Source organism: Rhizobium sp. KNZ14-9A, from assembly GCF_056755015.1.
The window spans coordinates 2,583,591-2,600,071 of record NZ_JBPGXB010000002.1; the positions used below are offsets into that span (position 1 = coordinate 2,583,591).

A 16,481-nucleotide genomic window follows, 5' to 3' on the forward strand; every position below is an offset into this window, starting at 1 on the left:
CAGCTCCAAAAGGGCGACCGCGCGGATCGGATAGCTGCAAGAATTCGCCAGATTTGCTAATTTAGAATTAACTTTATTCGATCCAGCCCTTGCTGGCTGGATTATCTATTCTGCTTACAAACGACACATAGCAAGGTCTCCTTATCTGCTATCCAGGGCTTGCATTCGGGCGCTGACTGCGAATCAGGGTGGGGATACAGCCCGACGCACCGAAGTGTGGCCTCGCGAGGCCCGTCTTGGATATTGTGAGATGACGATCTTTGCGCCGCGTTCGTTGAGATCGGCGATGATGTGATTGCTGTCGAATGCCTTGTCGGCGATCATGCCATCGAATTCGACACCGTCAATGAGGGCTGCGACGCCGACTGTATCGAACCGCTGCCCCGGCAGCACAACGAAACGCACGGGGTTGCCCAAGGCCCAATCAAAATGGGAATCCTAAATCTCAACAAGCCTTAGATGAAAGGGCGCTTTGCTTCGCGCAGCCCTTCCCAGCCGGCCACCTGCATCAGCCCCTCCCCGTCCAGCACGTCGCAGCCGCGCTCCTGCCAACGGATCAGGTTGCGTCCTGCAAGCTTTTTCAGCGTCTTGTTGGTGTGAACGATCGAAAGACCAAGTGTATCGGCAATATGCTGCTGCGTGATCGGGATGACATTGCGGCCGTTGAAAAGGCTGAGCTTCTTTGCGCGTTCAAACAGGAAGGCAATGAGATAGGCAGCTCTTTCGAGCGCCGTACGACGGCCGATGCTCAACAGGTGTTCGTCGAGAATGCGCTCCTCCTGCGCCGCGATCCAGGTAATATCAAAGGCAAGCGAAGGGTGCTTGTTATAAAGGGTCATCAGCTTGTCGCGCTCGAAGACGCAGAGCGTCACCGGCGATAGGGCCTCCACCGAATGCTGCATCTCGCCCATGATCGTACCCTGCAAGCCGATCAGGTCGCCCGGCATGATGTAGTTCAGGATCTGCCGGCGGCCATCCTCCAACATCTTGTAGCGGAAGCCCCAGCCTGAGAGCACTGTAAAGAGATGGGCGCTGTGGGCACCTTCGACCAGGATGGTCGCACCGGCATCGACGGCCAGTTCGCCCCTTTTGAATGTCGAAACGAATTCCAGCTCGTCGCGGCTGAACTCCCGGAAATGCGGCAATGGCCGCAACGGACACTGCTCGCAGGGCGTCTTGAAGGAATGGGTGGGTTTTGCCGTCGCCATCTTGTCCCTGCTGTCGCAAAAACCGGCGCTGCAGGGTGCAGCGCCGTTGGCAGATCAATGCGCAGCCAAGCTGATTTGTTCCTTGGAACAGGCAGCGATTTTTATAAAAAAACAAAGGGCTGAGTGCCCCTTGTCAATTTTCTTGTCAAACTAAAGCGTGTCGCGATCTTTCAGATTCGCTTGCCGCGCTTTAAGTCTTTGTTTTACGCATGTCGTTGTCGCGAAACCGCTGCACACTTTTGCGCGACATGCCTTAGCGCGGAAATTCGAGGCCCATTTCACGGAAGCGCTCGGGATCATCGCCCCAGTTCTCACGCACCTTGACGAACAGGAAGAGATGGACTGGCTGTTCAAGGATTTCCGCCAGCTCGCGGCGCGACGCCGATGAGATCGCCTTGATCGTTTCGCCGCCCTTGCCGAGTGCGATCTTCTTCTGGCTGTCGCGCTCGACATAGATGACCTGTTCGATGCGCACGGAGCCATCCTTGCGCTCTTCCCATTTTTCCGTCTCGACATGCGAGGAATAGGGAAGCTCCTGATGCAGGCGCAGGAAAAGCTTCTCGCGGGTGATTTCGGCGGCGAGCTGGCGCATCGGCAGATCGGAGATCTGGTCTTCCGGATAATACCAGGGGCCTTCCGGCAGGGTCTTTGCCAGATAATCCATCACATCGTCGCAGCCTGAACCGTTCTCGGCCGAGATCATGAAGGTCTGCTCGAACTCAACCTTCTGGTTTGCGGTGGCAGCAATCGCCAGAAGCAACTCGCGGTTGACGCGGTCGATCTTGTTGAGAACGAGGATCTTCCTCTGGGGAACATCCTTCAGGCCTTCGAGAATGGCTTCGGCATCACCGCGCAGACCGCGTTCGCTGTCGATCAGCAGCATGATGAGATCGGCATCCTTGGCGCCACCCCAGGCCGATGTGACCATGGCGCGATCGAGGCGGCGGCGGGGCTTGAAGATGCCGGGCGTGTCCATGAAGACGATCTGCGCGTTGTTGTGGATGGCAATGCCACGCACGATGGCGCGCGTCGTCTGCACCTTGTGACTGACGATCGACACCTTGGCGCCAACGAGGCGGTTGACCAGCGTCGACTTGCCGGCATTGGTCGGGCCAATCAGGGCGACGAAGCCGGAATGCGTCGGATTGCTTTCAGCGGAGCTCTCGGCCGCCATTTCGTTTTCTTCTGTCATTGATCCCGTCAATTTCCGGCAGATGTCGACTGCCAAATGCCTTCGCGCTCGAGCATTCTCGTCGCGGCGACCTGTTCTGCGGCGCGCTTAGAGCGCTCTATGCCTGTTTCCGGTGCAACGCCAGCGACTTCTACAGTCACTTTGAAGCGTGGATCATGATCCGGTCCGCTGCGTTCTTCAACCCGGTAGACGGGTGTGACGCCATATTTGGCGTGCGACCATTCCTGCAATTCGGTCTTTGCATCACGGCGGGCGCCATCGGCGCGCACCGCCCTGCCCTCCCAATAGCGCAGAATGAAGCGTCGGGCGACCTCCAGGCCGCCATCGAGATAGAGCGCGGCGATCAGGCTTTCGACGACATCGGCGCGCACGTTCATCATGCGCTTGCCGGTCAGTTTCTTCACGTCGGCGCCGGTGCGGATATAGAGGTGAAGATTGAGTTCATCGGCAACTGCCGCGCAGGTTTCGGCGCTGACGAGCTGGTTCAGCCGCACCGAAAGCTCGCCTTCGGTCGCGGCACCGAAGGTGCGAAACAGCAACTCGGCGATACAGAGCCCGAGAACCCTGTCGCCGAGAAATTCAAGCCGCTCGTAATTGCCCTTGTCGGTGCGCGCACTGGCATGGGTCAGCGCGCGATCCAGACGTTCCTTCTCGGCAAATTCATGCCCGATCAGGGTTTCAAGCTTTGCGCGGTCCGCCGCTGAGAGCGCCTGCGCCTTGCTCATTCAACAACCTTGAAGAGACGGTCCCAGCGCATGTTGGTCGGCCATTTCCAGATTTCGCGGAAGGACGTATCGTTGCCCAGCGAGAAGAAGATGACGCTGGCGCGGCCGACAAGGTTTTCCGCCGGGACGAAGCCGACGTCGAAGCGGCTGTCGAGCGAGTTGTCGCGATTATCGCCCATCATGAAGTAATGGCCTTCCGGAACGATGAACTCGCGGGTGTTGTCGCCGCGCGAAACCGGCGACTGGTCGAGCGTGTCATAGGTCTTGCCATCATCCAGCGTCTCGCGGAACACCGGCACGTCCTGGCCCGGATCGAGCTTGTAGTCGGAATTGAAGGTACCATCGGGCACCTTCGGAACCGGCTTGCCGTTGATGTAGAGAATACCGTCTGTGACCTGGATATGATCGCCCGGAAGGCCGACGACGCGCTTGATGTAATCGACCTCAGGATTCGGCGGGAAACGGAAAACGACGATATCGCCGCGCTTGGGATCGGAACCAAAAATGCGGCCACTGAAAATGTCCGGCGAGAAAGGCAGCGAATATTTCGAATAGCCGTAAGCAAATTTGTTGACGAAGATATAGTCACCGACCAGCAAGGTCGGCATCATCGAGCCCGAGGGAATGGTAAAGGGCTGGAACAGTACAGTCCTGATAACCATCGCCAGGACGAGAGCCTGGATGATGACCTTGATATTTTCCCAGAGGGCATTCGGCTTGGCTTCGACTTTTTCGGACACGCAGTCTTGTTCCTTCAAGACGCCATGAAGGCGCATTTCTTTCTGATGTTCTCTCTAGCGGCTTCGGCCGGTGGCGGCAATAACGACAGCATTAAAAGCGACGAGGTGTCGCTATGATACGGCATTCGGCAGCGCTTCAATGATCACAAAAGCCTGAGCCAAGGGATAATCATCCGTTATTGTCAAATGAATGGCGGCCTTATGGCCGGCCGGCAGCATGGCCTCAAGGACGGCGGCGGCACCGCCCGTCAGCTGCATCGTCGGCTTGCCGCTCGGCAGGTTGACGACGCCCATATCCTTCCAGAAAACGCCCTGCGAAAGCCCGGTGCCGAGCGCCTTGGAGCAGGCTTCCTTGGCGGCGAAGCGCTTGGCATAGGATTCGGCGCGGTTGGCGCGGCGATCCGAGCGGGTGCGCTCGATCTCGGTGAAACAGCGATGCGTGAAGCGCTCACCAAAGCGCTCAATGGATTTCTCCACGCGCCTGATGTCGATGAGGTCGCTGCCAATGCCGATGATCATGCGAGAGGCCTTTCGGGATAGAACTGCTTCGGGCTCAGACGGTCGGCATCTCGGTGGCGGGATCGGCGAGCCGTAGCCGCGTACGCTCCATCAGCCGGGCGCGGCGACGCGCCTGAAAGCCCCTCACGGTGTAGAATGTCAGTACATAAAGCGCAACCGAGGTGATGGCCGCCGGCGGGATGGCGCCGATCAGCATCGGCTCCAGCACCGGTTTCCAGAGTTCCGTAAAATGCAGCTTGTGGAAGAGCTCGGCGAGATCGATCGTCTGTCCGGCCATCTGGTCCTGCCGGCTGAGCAGCAGGTGACCGACTTCCCAGGTGATGCCCCAGATGAAGGGATAGGTCAGCGGATTACCGAAGGCCGCGCAGCCAAGTGCCGCCGCCACCATATTCCCCGACAGGAAATAGGTGATGAGGAAGGCCATGACGAAATGCACGCCGATAAAGGGTGTCCACGAAACGAAGACACCCGCAGCGACGCCCACCGCAACGGCATGCGGCGAGGCAGTCAGGCGCAGGACGCGCATCATGAGATATTTTGGCGGGCGCAGAAAACCCTTGCGAGGCCACACGAGCTCTCGCAGCTTTTCCTTAAATCCCGCGGGCTTACGACGGCGAAACAACATGGCGCGTATTTAGTGCAGTGCACACCGCCATGACAAGAGCGGCAAATGGAACCGCTTCACAAACAGGCCGCCTATTCTTCTTTTCTTCCAAGGGGCGTGGACCATGCATAACGCCTTCCTTACTTCAAGTATATCTCAGTGATCAGCGATTGCGGAAGATGCCGCGATCGACCTGACGCTGACGATATTCAAGATCAATACGGTCATGCGAGCCGTTGAGATATGCCATCTCACGTTCCTGAGCGGTCGGAGCGCGAAGGGCGCGGGCGAATTTCCTGATCGGTTCAAACATTGCTTTGCCTCATCTTCGTTTCATTTCTTGATGACCAGAAGATAGTCGCGGCATCGGTTAATTACTACCGCTGTAACCGGAGCACAGCCATGCAGAAGGCGCATGGCTTGCCTTTTCAATATGCCGATTCGGCCATTAAATGATCACAAAATATGCAAAGCGCAATTTTGCGATCGGCAAAACTTTAATAAATTCTACTCGTAGAGGCGCCGGACCGTCGCGATGCAGTCCAGGTCCTTGAGCTGAGAGAGAAGCTGGTTCAGCTGACGCAGGTCCCAGACTTCCACTTCCAGCACCATTTCGGTGAAGTCGGCGGCCACGCGTACCGTGTTCAGCATGCGGATATTGACGTCGAGGCTTGCGACCGTCTGTGCCACCTTGGCCAGCGTGCCGGGCTCGTTCAGCGCGTTGACCATGATGCGAGCCATGAACCGGGATTTGTTGGCCTCATCGAGATCCCAGCGTACGTCGATCCAGCGATCCGGCTGATCATCGAAGCGCTGCAGCGATGGCGACTGGATGGGATAGATGGTGATGCCCTTGCCCTTTTCCATGATGCCGACGATGCGATCGCCGGGCACGGCGCCTGTTGGTGAGAACTTGACGTCGACATTGCCGGAGAGGCCGCGGATCGGCACGATATCGGGATCGCTCTCGGTGGAGGCGCGCTCGCCATCGAGATCGGCCTTGGTCCTGCCGGGGATCTTGAAGATCATGCCCGCGGCGCTGCGGACATTGAACCAGCCCTCGTCGCCGGCCGGCTTGACCGTGACACGCTCGTCCTGATGATCGGGATAGACGGCGCGCAGCACGTCGAGCGAAGACATTTCGCCGCGGCCGACGGCAGCGATCGCATCTTCCACATCCTTCTGCCCCAGCCGGTGGAGGGCCGGCTTCATGGCGTCACGCGAGAAGATCTTGCCGGCGCGCTCGAAGGTGCGCTCCAGGATGCGGTGGCCGAGACCGGCATATTGCTTGCGGATCGCCATGCGCGTCGCGCGGCGGATAGCTGCGCGCGCCTTGCCTGTCACGACGATCTCTTCCCAGGCGGCCGGCGGCACCTGCACGCCGGAGCGGATGATCTCCACTTCGTCGCCATTGTTGAGGCGGGTCACCAGCGGCATGATGCGGCCATTGATCTTGGCGCCGACGGTCGTGTCGCCGATGTTGGTATGAACGGCATAGGCAAAGTCGATCGGTGTCGCACCGCGCGGCAGGGCAATCAGCTTGCCCTTCGGCGTGAAACAGAAGACCTGATCCTGAAACAGCTCGAGCTTGGTGTGCTCGAGGAACTCTTCGGGGCTGTCACCTTCGGCGAGCGCCTCGATCGTGTGCCGGAGCCAGGAATAGGCATTGCTTTCGCGCGAGAGGATATCGCCATCGGCATTGGTGGCGCCGTCCTTATAGAGCGTATGAGCGGCAATACCGAACTCGGCGATCTCATGCATGCGCTTGGTGCGGATCTGCAGTTCGATGCGCTGCATCGACGGGCCGACGATGGTGGTGTGCAGCGACCGGTAGTCGTTCTGCTTCGGGGTCGAGATATAATCCTTGAAGCGGCCGGGCACGACGCGCCAGCGCGTATGCACGATGCCGAGCGCACGGTAGCATGAAGGAATATCCTCGACGATGAGGCGGAAACCGTAGACATCGGAAAGCTGCTCGAAGGAGAGCGACTTCGACTGCATCTTGCGGAACACCGAATAGGGCTTCTTCTGCCGACCCTTGACATAGGCAGTCGCCAATCCATTGGCGATCAGCAGGTCGCGCAGTTCGGCCTCGATCTTCTTGACCAGACCTTCATTGCGCTTCGACAGTTCCTCAAGGCGCTTCGTGACAGTCTCGTAGGCTTCCGGGTTCATGTGCCGGAAGGAGAGCTCCTCCAGCTCCTCGCGCATGTCCTGCATACCCATGCGGCCGGCGAGCGGCGCATAGATTTCCATCGTCTCTTCAGAAATGCGCGCGCGCTTTTCCTGGGACATATGGTCGAGAGTGCGCATGTTGTGGAGACGATCGGCAAGCTTGACCAGCAGGACGCGTACGTCATCGGAAATGGCAAGCAGCAGCTTACGCAGATTCTCCGCCTGCTTGGCCTTCTTGGTGACGAGGTCGAGCTTCTTGATCTTCGTCAGGCCCTCGACCAGGCGGCCGATATCCTCGCCGAAGAGTTCATCGATCTCGGCGCGCGTCGCCGTCGTATCCTCGATCGTGTCATGCAGAAGGGCGACTGCAATCGTCGATTCATCGAGATGCATGTCGGTCAGGATTGCGGCCACTTCGAGCGGATGCGAGATGTATGGGTCACCGCTCGCTCGCTTCTGCTGCCCATGCTTCTGCATGGCGTAGACATAGGCTTTGTTCAGCAGAGCTTCGTTGGCATCGGGCTTGTATTTCTGAACCCGCTCCACGAGCTCGTACTGCCGCATCATTCCAAAGCCACTCCAATAAAATAAAAGCGCGCCAATCGCAGATTGGCGCACACATGGGCAATATTATGCCTAAGCTTTACAGGCGCAAGATTGATGATTGGTAATCGTCGATCTTTTGCCGCGCGGGAAGCCCCGGCCGTTCAAGGGCCAGGGATGCGCTTAGTAATCGTCGCTCTTTTCCGGCGGAACGAGACCTTCGATGCCGGCCAGAAGCTCTTCTTCCGACATCTGGTCGAAGGTGATCGTTTCCGGCAGGTCGTCCTGCTCTTCGCTGTCGGCATTAGCCGTTGCACCGGCGGCGATCAGGCTTGCCGGATCGGGCTCGGGCTCGTCCACTTCCACATGCTTCTGCAGCGAATGGATCAGGTCTTCCTTCAGATCGTCGGGAGACAGGGTCTCGTCAGCGATTTCGCGCAGAGCCACAACCGGGTTCTTGTCGTTGTCGCGATCGATGGTGATCGACGCACCCTGGGAAATCAGCCGGGCGCGATGGCTGGCGAGCAGAACCAGCTCGAAGCGGTTCTCTACCTTGTCAATGCAATCTTCTACTGTGACACGGGCCATTGCCTGTCCTTTGCGGTCGTCTTTTCGGGATTAACACGCCCGATACAATTAAAACCGGGCAAATTCAAGTTTTTCGTTAGGGTCCCCTCGCCTTTATCCGCAGCCGGTCTAAATTTCCATGCACAATATGACATTTCCACCGGGGGTTGCTTGGAATATCCCAAATCGTGCCCTAAATCTTTCATATATGAATAATTCATAAAGTACGGAACAGCTCGACGCCACATCCGCAAGCCGCTGTTTTTATTAGGCTTAGTGGCTTATGGATTTCGATTACTCTCTTTGGATTGGTAAGCGATGTTTGACCCACGCGAAAAAATTGCACTATTCATAGACGGCGCCAACCTTTACGCTGCATCCAAGAGTCTGGGCTTTGATATCGATTACCGCAAGCTATTGAAAGCATTTCAGAAACGTGGATATCTGCTGCGCGCATACTACTATACCGCGCTTATCGAAGACCAGGAATATTCCTCGATCCGTCCGCTCATCGACTGGCTTGATTATAACGGCTACAAGGTCGTGACGAAGCCCGCCAAGGAGTTTACCGACTCCATGGGACGGCGCAAGATCAAGGGCAATATGGATATCGAGCTCGCAATCGATGCCATGGAACAGTCCGAAACAGTCGACCATCTCGTCATCTTCTCCGGCGACGGCGATTTCACCAATCTGGTCGAAGCGCTGCAACGCAAGGGACGCAAGGTTTCGGTCATATCGACCATGTCGACCCAACCGCCAATGATCGCCGACGATCTGCGCCGCCAGGCCGATCACTTCATCGATCTTCTGTCTCTGAAAGCCGAGATCGGCCGGGATCCTTCCGAACGTCCGCCGCGTCCCGCCGAAGTGGCGCCAGCCAGCGATTTCGAAGACTAAACCTTCATTCACGAATAGTGCAATGCTGCAGGCAAAGAGTCAGCCGTTGTCTTTCAACAGACGGCTCTTCTGCCTGTTCCAATCGCGCTCCTTCTCGGATTCGCGCTTATCGTGAAGCTTCTTGCCCTTCGCGAGCGCCAGCTCGATCTTGGCGCGGCCCTGATCGTTGAAGTAGATCTTCATCGGGATCAGTGTCATGCCTTCGCGATTGATGCCCGCGCGCAAACGGTTAATCTCACGCCCGGACAAAAGCAGCTTGCGGCGGCGACGCGGCTCATGGTTGAAGCGGTTCGCCTGCAGATATTCCGGCAGATAGGAATTGATCAGCCAGATCTCACCATCCTCATCGGAAGCGTAGGATTCGGCGATATTGGCCTTACCTTCGCGCAATGACTTGACCTCGGTGCCCATCAGCACCAAGCCCGCCTCATAGGTATCAATGATCTCGTAGTTGAAGCGGGCCTTGCGGTTTTCCGCAACGACCTTCTTCACGATACGCTGGCTGCCTTTGGGGGCCATGACGATAATTCCATTAGAGGGGCGCGAATGCCGCGCCCTCATTTCCTGTCATCTATGTAGGAGAACGGCCCGGTCTTGTGAAGACGGGCCGGGTTTACGCTTAAGGCATGTCGTTATCGCAAAACCGCTGCACAGTTTTGCTCGACATGCTTTAGTTCAGCAGGCCGGCGTGACGCATAGCGGCGTCGATCGCCGCTTCCGTCGAGGGCTCGAGCGATGACATCAGCGGCGAGCGCACGCTGCGGCTCATGCGGCCGAGCTTTGCGAGGCCGTATTTCGCGCCACAGACGCCGGGTTCCATGAAGACTGCCTTATGCAGCGGCATCAGCCGGTCCTGCAGCTCCAGCGCCTTGGTGTAATTTCCTGCGGTCGTCGCTGCCTGGAACTCGGCACAAAGGCGCGGCGCGATGTTGGCCGTCACCGAGATGCAGCCAACGCCGCCATGGGCGTTGAAGCCGAGAGCCGTCGCGTCCTCGCCGGAAAGCTGCTGGAACTCCTTGCCGCAGGTGATGCGCTGCTCGGAGACACGCTCGATCTTGCCGGTCGCATCCTTGACGCCGACGATATTCTTGTGCGCCTTGGCAAGCGCACCCATCGTCTCCGGCGTCATGTCGACGACCGAACGGCCGGGGATGTTGTAGATATAGATCGGCAGCTTCACGGCCTCGGCGATCGCCGAATAGTGAGCGATCAGCCCCTTTTGCGTCGGCTTGTTGTAATAGGGTGTGACGACCAGAACGGCGTCCGCCCCGACCTTCTCGGCATGCTGGGCAAGTTCGATCGCTTCACGCGTATTGTTCGAGCCGGCGCCGGCCATGACGGGCACGCGTTTGCCGGCAACTTCGATGCAGAGCTCCACCACACGTTTGTGCTCGGCATGCGACAGCGTCGGCGACTCACCGGTCGTTCCGACCGGAACGAGGCCGCTGCTGCCCTCCCCGATCTGCCAGGCGACATGGGCGGCGAAGCTGTCTTCGTCGATCAGGCCGGCATCGGTGAAGGGGGTTACGAGCGCGGGGATGGACCCATTGAACATGCAAAGCTCCTCACGGCCGATATCCTTGCTTCAGCCGCATTCCATGAATAAGAGTTGCGCACCATAGAGCGGCAAAAAGGCTGCGACAAGCGCGCATAGGTCGGTTAGGGCAAATTCCGATAGCAAATGTGAATGAATTTTACCCGAGTCGGTAAGGTTTCATTAAGATGCCTCCAGCCAAATGGAGGGGCATGGTTTCGTTGCGAGTAATCCGGATGAAGAGAGCCGTTCTGATCCTGTCCGTCTTCGGCCTGGTGGCCGCGGCATGGGGCAGCGTTGCATCGCCGCTCCCCGGCGAGGGCGCCCCTGCGCCGGCCGTCAAGCCGCTTGGTTTCGTGCCGGAAACCGCGTCTTTCCCCGAGGCGATTACAACCGGGTCCATTCCGCGCAATGCGGCGATCGCCCCCGTCAACAGCGATCTGAAGGCTGGCCTCGATGCGCTCTCCAACAAGGATCCGCAACAGGCGCTTGCCATCCGCAATACGATGGCGGCAGGTACACTCGACCGCCATATCCTGACCTGGGCAGTCGCCACTTCCGGCCTGAAAGGCGTTCCCTCCTATGAGATCGCCAGTGCTTCGGACGAGCTGAATGGCTGGCCAGGTCTGGAACGTCTACGCGGCAATTCCGAGCGTGCGCTCTACGACGAGAACCCAGCCCCTGCCGCCGTGCTGAACGCCTTCGGCGATACGGCGCCCGAGACGTGGCAGGGCGCGATCATTATGTCGCGCGCGCTCGTAGCAACCGGCAAGTCTGCGCAGGCGGCAAAATATATCGGCAAGATCTGGCGCGGACAGGCGCTCGACAAGGCAACCGAAGACAAGATCCTGGCCGAATTTGCCGGCCTGCTGACCGCCGCCGACCACAAGACGCGGATGGACTACCTGATGTATCGCGGCCGCGTGGCACAGGCCAAGCGCTTCGGCGACATGGGCCAGGCGCAATCGCTCTACAAGGCCTGGGCTGCCGTCGACAACAATGCTGGCAATGCCGGCGCATTGCTGAATGGGATCGATGCGAAATGGCGCAGCGATCCGGGCTTTCTCTTCGCGCGCATCGAATATCTGCGCAAGCAGGACAAGTATCTCGACGCCGCCAAGCTCTTGCAGCAGATACCGCGCGACCGAAGCGAGCTGATGAACTCGGGCGAGTGGTGGAACGAGCAGCGGATCATCAGCCGCGGCCTCGTCGACCAGGGACAGTTCAAGGCCGCCTATCAGATCGTCGCCGCCTCCGTCGCGACGGTGCCGACGGATATCGTCGAAGCACAATTCCATGCCGGCTGGTATGCACTGCGCGGACTACAGGACCCGACGACGGCCGAGACGCATTTCCGCAAGATCCTGCAGGTTTCGAACGGCCCGCTTTCGGTTTCCCGTGCCTGGTACTGGCTCGGGCGATCGGCGGAAGCCGGCGGGCCGGGCAAGGCCAGTGAATTTTTCACCAAGGCTGCGAATTTTCCAGGCACCTTCTACGGACAGCTTGCGGCTGAGCGGCTTGGACGGAAGACACTGAATGTCACCTATCCGTCGCCCACGGCGGCCGACCGACAGAGCCTGCAGCAGCGCGAGGCCGTGCAGGCGATCGGGCGGCTCGAATCGGCCGGTCATGGCTGGCGTGCGGCAGCCATTTACCTGGCACTGGCCGAGCAGCTTCAAAGCCCTGGCGAGCTCGCAATCCTGACGGCCAAAGCCGAGCAGGCGGGCGACCATCATCTTTCACTGCAGATCGGCAAGATCGCCTATGGGCGCGGTATCGATGTCGCGGCGCTGGCCTTTCCGGTTGGCGTCATTCCCGCCAACGCCAATATATCCGGCTCCGGCAAGGCGCTCGCCTATGCGATCGCTCGACAGGAAAGCGCCTTCAATCCGGCCGCCGTTTCGGCCGCCAATGCCCGTGGCCTGCTGCAGCTCCTGCCGGGCACGGCCCAGGCCGTCGCCAAGCGGAACAACATCACCTATTCCAAGGACAAGCTGACAGCCGATGCCGGCTACAACGCAACGCTCGGCGCGCATTATCTCGGCGAGCAGATCGACGCCTTCGGCGGCTCCTATATCCTGACTTTCATCGCCTATAATGCCGGACCGAAGCGCGTGCCAGAATGGATCGGCCGCTATGGTGACCCTCGCGGCAAGCCTATCGACGAAATCGTCGACTGGATCGAGCGCATCCCCTTCCCCGAGACGCGCAACTATGTGCAGCGGGTGATGGAGAATTACGAGGTCTACAAGGCCCGCCTGGGTCAGACACCGGACATCGAGCGCGACCTCATCGGTGGCCGCGGCGCGACCTGAGGCCGATTGGCAGACTTGCCGAAAGCACGCTACATCTCGTTTTGGCAGACGGGATGGAGATGTCATGGGCGACGCAGTCACGAACGGGTTTACCGAAAAATTCTATGGATCAACCGATGGGCTGAGGCTTTACGCCCGCAATTACCAGCCGACCGGCGGGAGTACCGACCGGTTGCCGGTCGTCTGCCTGCCGGGCCTGACGCGCAACGCCCGCGATTTCCACGAACTTGCATTGATTCTGTCGCGCGACGCAGCTTTCCCACGGCGTGTCATGGCAATGGACTATCGCGGACGTGGCCTGTCTGATCGAGATGATAACAAGGCGAATTACAATCTCGCTGTCGAATGCGGCGATGTGATTGCCGCCTGCGCTACGTTCGGCATCGACCGCGCCATCTTCATTGGGACCTCGCGCGGCGGGCTGATCCTGCATCTGCTGGCGGCAATAAAGCCGGAACTGCTCGCAGGCGTCATCTTGAACGATATCGGCCCGGTCATCGAGCCATCCGGGCTGATGGCGATCAGGGACTATCTCAACCGTGACCGCAAACCTCGAAGCTGGAGTGAGGCGGTTGATATCCTCAAAGAGAATCACGGCGCTGCCTTTCCCGCACTCGGTCTCCCCGACTGGGAGGGCATGGCGCACGCCATCTATCGGGAACAGAATGGCGTACCTGTCGCCGACTATGACCCGGCCATTGCCGAGCATTTGAAAACAATCGATTTCATCAATCCCCTGCCCGACCTTTGGTCGCAATTCGAGAGCCTGCGCTCCACACCGCTGTTGGTGATCAAAGGAGAGACCTCCAATCTGCTATCGCGGGAGACGATGGATGAAATGGCGAAGCGGCGTCCGGGAATGGTGCAGACCTTGGCGCAAGGCCAAGGCCACGCGCCGCTTCTGCATCTCGGGGACATTCCGACGGTGATCCGAACGTTTATCAGTGAACTCGGCTAATTCCGCTCAAGCTCTCCACCTAAGTTTTCACCGACTTCCAGATTGCCTATATGCGTCGGCCTTCCAGCAGAAACGAAAAAGCCCGGCTCGAAAGCCGGGCTTCTCTGAATGACCGAAGTCAGATCAGATTAGAAAGCGCGCTGCAGGCGGAAGTAGCCCGAGGTAACGTCGTCAGCATGTTCCGGATCGAGGTACTGAACCGAAACCTTGGCAGAGAGGTTGTCGACGATCTGGTAATCGATCGTTACGCCAGCCTTCCAGGCATTGTTGTCCGAGAAATCAGCATCGGTCGTCGGGGTAACTACGCCGTAGTTGCCGTAGTACTGAACGCCCGGGGTGATCTTCAGCTTGTCGGTCGCCTTGATAGCGTACTCGGCAGCAACAGCCCATTCAGACTTGTTGTAGTAGGCGTTCGGGCCGCTGGAGTAGACAGCTGCGAGGCCGAGCGTGCCCGGGCCGATAGCAACGGTACCCATAGCGCGAACAGCGCCTTCTTCGTTGTCGGTGTCGTAACCAGCGGTGATCTGGTAGGTGAAGGCACCAGCCTTGCCACCGAGGCCGATTGCTACGCCGAAGTTGTTCGGCTGTTCGCCGTTGTAGAACGGGCCGTCTTCCAGTTCGTCAACGCTGATGCCAGCGTAGAAGTCGCCGGTTTCGTACTGATAACGGATGGAGTTATGCAGAGTAACCGGGGAGCCGATGTCGTCCGTTTCGCCCGAGAGACCATCGTCCCACCAGGAGTAGAAGAGACCAGCGCGGAAGCCAGCGATGTCGAGGTAAGCGGAGTCAAGCTGCGTCTTCTGGCTAGAAGCGTTGTCAGCATTGGCCTGAATAACGATCACGCCGGTGAGCGGGCCGTATTCGGTGTCGCTCTTGGCCGTGAACTGAACCTGACCACGGGTACGAGCGTCCCAGCTCGAGTCGTTATCAACAGAACCGCCGCCAGCAGCGCTGATCGAGCTTGCGCTCGGAGCAACGTCAACCTGGAAACGGATGTAACCATTGATCTTCAGGCAGGTTTCCGTGCCCGGGATGTAGAAGTAGCCGGTGCCGTAGGCGTCGCAGACGCGAACGTATTCAACCGGTTCCGGCTCGGCAGCAACGATTGCGTCAGCTGCCTGAGCGCCGGATACTACTGCCATAGCAGCAGCGGAGCCGAGAAGAAGGCTCTTGATGTTCATAATGACCTCCAATTCAAGTTTCGATCGGAGATAGGATCACGCCTGGACAGCGTTTCCCTGCCCCATCTCCGGTGTTTGAAGAAGTCGGGCGGTCAAGCCCTTGCTTCCGAGAGTGAAAATACAAGACGAAAGCTGTCACGCAATCACCAACTTGTGTTCGGGAGGGGTTTACGAAAGCCTTACCGAAACCCTGTTGCTGAAAGGCCACAAGTTGGGCAACGGGGTCGCCGCTTGTTTAGGCTTTATTAAGAAAGTGCTTATTTTCTCGGTATTTATTGGGCTTTACAAGAAGGCAGCGCAGCCCGGTGTGCCAAATCGGCACCATTTTTCTGCCAGATTCGGCTTTTTGAGATAACCGGCCAACGACAGGTGAAGCTCGCCAATGCGAAAATCGAAACCGATTTCAGCTTTAGCCGACGAGAGGCCATTGATTTCCGTATGCGATTCGCCCGGCGACCATAGCGATTCCGGAACGAGGGCATACGACAGGGAGAATTTCGAGCGGAGAAAATAGACAGCGGAAACGAGAAGCCGCGCACAAAAGGCCATAGCACTATCAATGACGGAAAATGGACCTCCAACACTGTGGCCGGCTGACGGCGATTCCAGGCCGCTCGATCGATGAAGCCGTTCATCGGAGGTTCACGCCTGGGGGCTCAAGCTGAAAACCTGAGAGGATACGTCGATGAGAAAGCTATTATCAGCACTCGCAGCCGTCGTCCTGGCTGCATCTTTCGCCCCACCGCTAAACGCGGCTCCGATCTTCGTGCCGAGAGCAGAGCAAGTGCAGATCGGCAATGTCGAGCAGGTCAGACATCGGAGCCATCGGCATTGGCGTGCGGATCGCTACCGGAACCACCGGTACGCCTACCGTTCCTGCGGATATTATGGCAGATGCTACGGATATCCGCGCTACGGTTATAGATACCCGCGGTATTACGATCGCGATTATTACGGCTACCGCGATTATTACGGCTACCGTCCGCGGTCAGGAGTGACTTTGTATTTTCGTTTCTAGCCGGCGACACTTGTCCGCCATATCGCAGGGCGCGGCATTCAACGGCCGTCGCCCAGCCCGATTAAGGCAAGCGAAAATCGCGTTGTGGCTGGATTGCCCCTGCTGCCATCTATCTGATTTCATTTAACAAAAAATAGATGGCGGAGAAGATGGGATTCGAACCCACGATACCCTCTCGGGTATACTCCCTTAGCAGGGGAGCGCCTTCGACCACTCGGCCACCTCTCCGGTGGGAGCCCTGATATGGGTATTCACCGGTACGATCAAGCTTTTTTTGCAGTTTTCACACGTCCTTTATTTAG

Annotated in this window: 17 protein-coding genes and 1 tRNA gene; 4 read left to right on the forward strand and 14 right to left on the reverse strand. The window is 58.4% G+C overall.

Features of this window, described 5'->3' with window-relative positions; translation table 11 throughout:
* Positions 1 to 183: 183 nt before the first annotated feature.
* The 10 genes from ACR9ZQ_RS19565 to rpoZ form a co-directional block, all read right to left on the reverse strand.
* Positions 184 to 405, reverse strand: coding sequence for a hypothetical protein (locus tag ACR9ZQ_RS19565; protein ID WP_481428592.1), 222 nt, complete (start codon positions 403 to 405; stop codon positions 184 to 186).
* Between the two features lie 50 nt (positions 406 to 455).
* Complete coding sequence (locus ACR9ZQ_RS19570) at positions 456 to 1,208, reverse strand: Crp/Fnr family transcriptional regulator (protein ID WP_481428593.1); 753 nt, start codon at positions 1,206 to 1,208, stop codon at positions 456 to 458.
* Between the two features lie 253 nt (positions 1,209 to 1,461).
* A complete protein-coding gene (era, locus tag ACR9ZQ_RS19575; RefSeq protein WP_310382807.1) occupies positions 1,462 to 2,400 on the reverse strand; it encodes a GTPase Era in 939 nt (312 codons plus the stop codon).
* An 8-nt stretch (positions 2,401 to 2,408) separates the two neighbouring features.
* Positions 2,409 to 3,125 (reverse strand): ribonuclease III, encoded by a 717-nt coding sequence (rnc, locus tag ACR9ZQ_RS19580; RefSeq protein ID WP_113325270.1) that lies wholly within the window; start codon positions 3,123 to 3,125, stop codon positions 2,409 to 2,411.
* The gene (gene lepB, locus ACR9ZQ_RS19585; RefSeq protein WP_007820140.1) at positions 3,122 to 3,865 is read right to left on the reverse strand and encodes a signal peptidase I; all 744 of its coding nucleotides are present in this window, start codon (positions 3,863 to 3,865) and stop codon (positions 3,122 to 3,124) included. The genes rnc and lepB overlap by 4 nt, the downstream gene beginning before the upstream one ends.
* 111 nt (positions 3,866 to 3,976) lie before the next feature.
* Complete coding sequence (gene acpS, locus ACR9ZQ_RS19590; RefSeq protein ID WP_481428594.1) at positions 3,977 to 4,384, reverse strand: holo-ACP synthase; 408 nt, start codon at positions 4,382 to 4,384, stop codon at positions 3,977 to 3,979.
* Positions 4,385 to 4,418: 34 nt separating this feature from the next.
* The gene (locus tag ACR9ZQ_RS19595; protein ID WP_481428595.1) at positions 4,419 to 5,009 is read right to left on the reverse strand and encodes a DUF2062 domain-containing protein; all 591 of its coding nucleotides are present in this window, start codon (positions 5,007 to 5,009) and stop codon (positions 4,419 to 4,421) included.
* 142 nt (positions 5,010 to 5,151) lie between these two features.
* Positions 5,152 to 5,301 carry a DUF3563 family protein gene (locus ACR9ZQ_RS19600; protein ID WP_018115599.1) on the reverse strand — a complete coding sequence of 50 codons (150 nt, stop codon included), beginning with the start codon at positions 5,299 to 5,301 and terminating at the stop codon, positions 5,152 to 5,154.
* Positions 5,302 to 5,495: 194 nt separating this feature from the next.
* A complete protein-coding gene (locus ACR9ZQ_RS19605; protein WP_481428596.1) occupies positions 5,496 to 7,730 on the reverse strand; it encodes a RelA/SpoT family protein in 2,235 nt (744 codons plus the stop codon).
* A gap of 159 nt (positions 7,731 to 7,889) precedes the next feature.
* Complete coding sequence (gene rpoZ / locus ACR9ZQ_RS19610; RefSeq protein WP_007820129.1) at positions 7,890 to 8,294, reverse strand: DNA-directed RNA polymerase subunit omega; 405 nt, start codon at positions 8,292 to 8,294, stop codon at positions 7,890 to 7,892.
* Positions 8,295 to 8,591: 297 nt separating this feature from the next.
* On the opposite strand from rpoZ, the gene ACR9ZQ_RS19615 reads away from it, so the two are divergent.
* Positions 8,592 to 9,173 carry a LabA-like NYN domain-containing protein gene (locus ACR9ZQ_RS19615; RefSeq protein ID WP_007820126.1) on the forward strand — a complete coding sequence of 194 codons (582 nt, stop codon included), beginning with the start codon at positions 8,592 to 8,594 and terminating at the stop codon, positions 9,171 to 9,173.
* A 39-nt stretch (positions 9,174 to 9,212) separates the two neighbouring features.
* Here the strand turns inward: ACR9ZQ_RS19615 and smpB are convergent, their stop codons facing one another.
* Both smpB and dapA read right to left on the reverse strand, forming a co-directional pair.
* Positions 9,213 to 9,692: an SsrA-binding protein SmpB gene (gene smpB / locus ACR9ZQ_RS19620; RefSeq protein ID WP_007820124.1), complete on the reverse strand. Its 480-nt coding sequence runs from the start codon at positions 9,690 to 9,692 to the stop codon at positions 9,213 to 9,215.
* 151 nt (positions 9,693 to 9,843) lie between these two features.
* On the reverse strand, positions 9,844 to 10,728 hold the full coding sequence (dapA, locus tag ACR9ZQ_RS19625) for a 4-hydroxy-tetrahydrodipicolinate synthase (protein ID WP_439014486.1): 885 nt from the start codon (positions 10,726 to 10,728) through the stop codon (positions 9,844 to 9,846).
* A 215-nt stretch (positions 10,729 to 10,943) separates the two neighbouring features.
* Here dapA and ACR9ZQ_RS19630 point away from each other — a divergent pair, with 215 nt between their 5' ends.
* Positions 10,944 to 13,022, forward strand: coding sequence for a lytic transglycosylase domain-containing protein (locus tag ACR9ZQ_RS19630; protein WP_481428597.1), 2,079 nt, complete (start codon positions 10,944 to 10,946; stop codon positions 13,020 to 13,022).
* Positions 13,023 to 13,086: 64 nt separating this feature from the next.
* Complete coding sequence (locus ACR9ZQ_RS19635; RefSeq protein ID WP_481428598.1) at positions 13,087 to 13,980, forward strand: alpha/beta fold hydrolase; 894 nt, start codon at positions 13,087 to 13,089, stop codon at positions 13,978 to 13,980.
* A 128-nt stretch (positions 13,981 to 14,108) separates the two neighbouring features.
* On the opposite strand, the gene ACR9ZQ_RS19640 is transcribed toward ACR9ZQ_RS19635, so the two are convergent.
* Positions 14,109 to 15,161 (reverse strand): porin, encoded by a 1,053-nt coding sequence (locus ACR9ZQ_RS19640; RefSeq protein ID WP_481428599.1) that lies wholly within the window; start codon positions 15,159 to 15,161, stop codon positions 14,109 to 14,111.
* Positions 15,162 to 15,846: 685 nt separating this feature from the next.
* Here ACR9ZQ_RS19640 and ACR9ZQ_RS19645 point away from each other — a divergent pair.
* Positions 15,847 to 16,179: a hypothetical protein gene (locus tag ACR9ZQ_RS19645; protein WP_007821637.1), complete on the forward strand. Its 333-nt coding sequence runs from the start codon at positions 15,847 to 15,849 to the stop codon at positions 16,177 to 16,179.
* Between the two features lie 138 nt (positions 16,180 to 16,317).
* On the opposite strand, the gene ACR9ZQ_RS19650 is transcribed toward ACR9ZQ_RS19645, so the two are convergent.
* A tRNA-Ser gene (locus ACR9ZQ_RS19650) sits at positions 16,318 to 16,407 on the reverse strand.
* Positions 16,408 to 16,481: the final 74 nt, after the last annotated feature.

Bases quoted from the DNA above. Each gene is read 5' to 3' on its own strand.
- smpB (WP_007820124.1), bottom strand. From the start codon at position 9,692: ATGGCCCCCAAAGGCAGCCAGCGTATCGTGAAGAAGGTCGTTGCGGAA.
- rpoZ (WP_007820129.1), bottom strand. From the start codon at position 8,294: ATGGCCCGTGTCACAGTAGAAGATTGCATTGACAAGGTAGAGAACCGC.
- dapA (WP_439014486.1), bottom strand. From the start codon at position 10,728: ATGTTCAATGGGTCCATCCCCGCGCTCGTAACCCCCTTCACCGATGCC.
- ACR9ZQ_RS19595 (WP_481428595.1), bottom strand. From the start codon at position 5,009: ATGTTGTTTCGCCGTCGTAAGCCCGCGGGATTTAAGGAAAAGCTGCGA.
- ACR9ZQ_RS19640 (WP_481428599.1), bottom strand. From the start codon at position 15,161: ATGAACATCAAGAGCCTTCTTCTCGGCTCCGCTGCTGCTATGGCAGTA.
- ACR9ZQ_RS19630 (WP_481428597.1), top strand. From the start codon at position 10,944: ATGAAGAGAGCCGTTCTGATCCTGTCCGTCTTCGGCCTGGTGGCCGCG.
- acpS (WP_481428594.1), bottom strand. From the start codon at position 4,384: ATGATCATCGGCATTGGCAGCGACCTCATCGACATCAGGCGCGTGGAG.
- ACR9ZQ_RS19635 (WP_481428598.1), top strand. From the start codon at position 13,087: ATGGGCGACGCAGTCACGAACGGGTTTACCGAAAAATTCTATGGATCA.
- rnc (WP_113325270.1), bottom strand. From the start codon at position 3,125: ATGAGCAAGGCGCAGGCGCTCTCAGCGGCGGACCGCGCAAAGCTTGAA.
- ACR9ZQ_RS19570 (WP_481428593.1), bottom strand. From the start codon at position 1,208: ATGGCGACGGCAAAACCCACCCATTCCTTCAAGACGCCCTGCGAGCAG.
- ACR9ZQ_RS19615 (WP_007820126.1), top strand. From the start codon at position 8,592: ATGTTTGACCCACGCGAAAAAATTGCACTATTCATAGACGGCGCCAAC.
- ACR9ZQ_RS19600 (WP_018115599.1), bottom strand. From the start codon at position 5,301: ATGTTTGAACCGATCAGGAAATTCGCCCGCGCCCTTCGCGCTCCGACC.
- ACR9ZQ_RS19645 (WP_007821637.1), top strand. From the start codon at position 15,847: ATGAGAAAGCTATTATCAGCACTCGCAGCCGTCGTCCTGGCTGCATCT.
- era (WP_310382807.1), bottom strand. From the start codon at position 2,400: ATGACAGAAGAAAACGAAATGGCGGCCGAGAGCTCCGCTGAAAGCAAT.
- ACR9ZQ_RS19605 (WP_481428596.1), bottom strand. From the start codon at position 7,730: ATGATGCGGCAGTACGAGCTCGTGGAGCGGGTTCAGAAATACAAGCCC.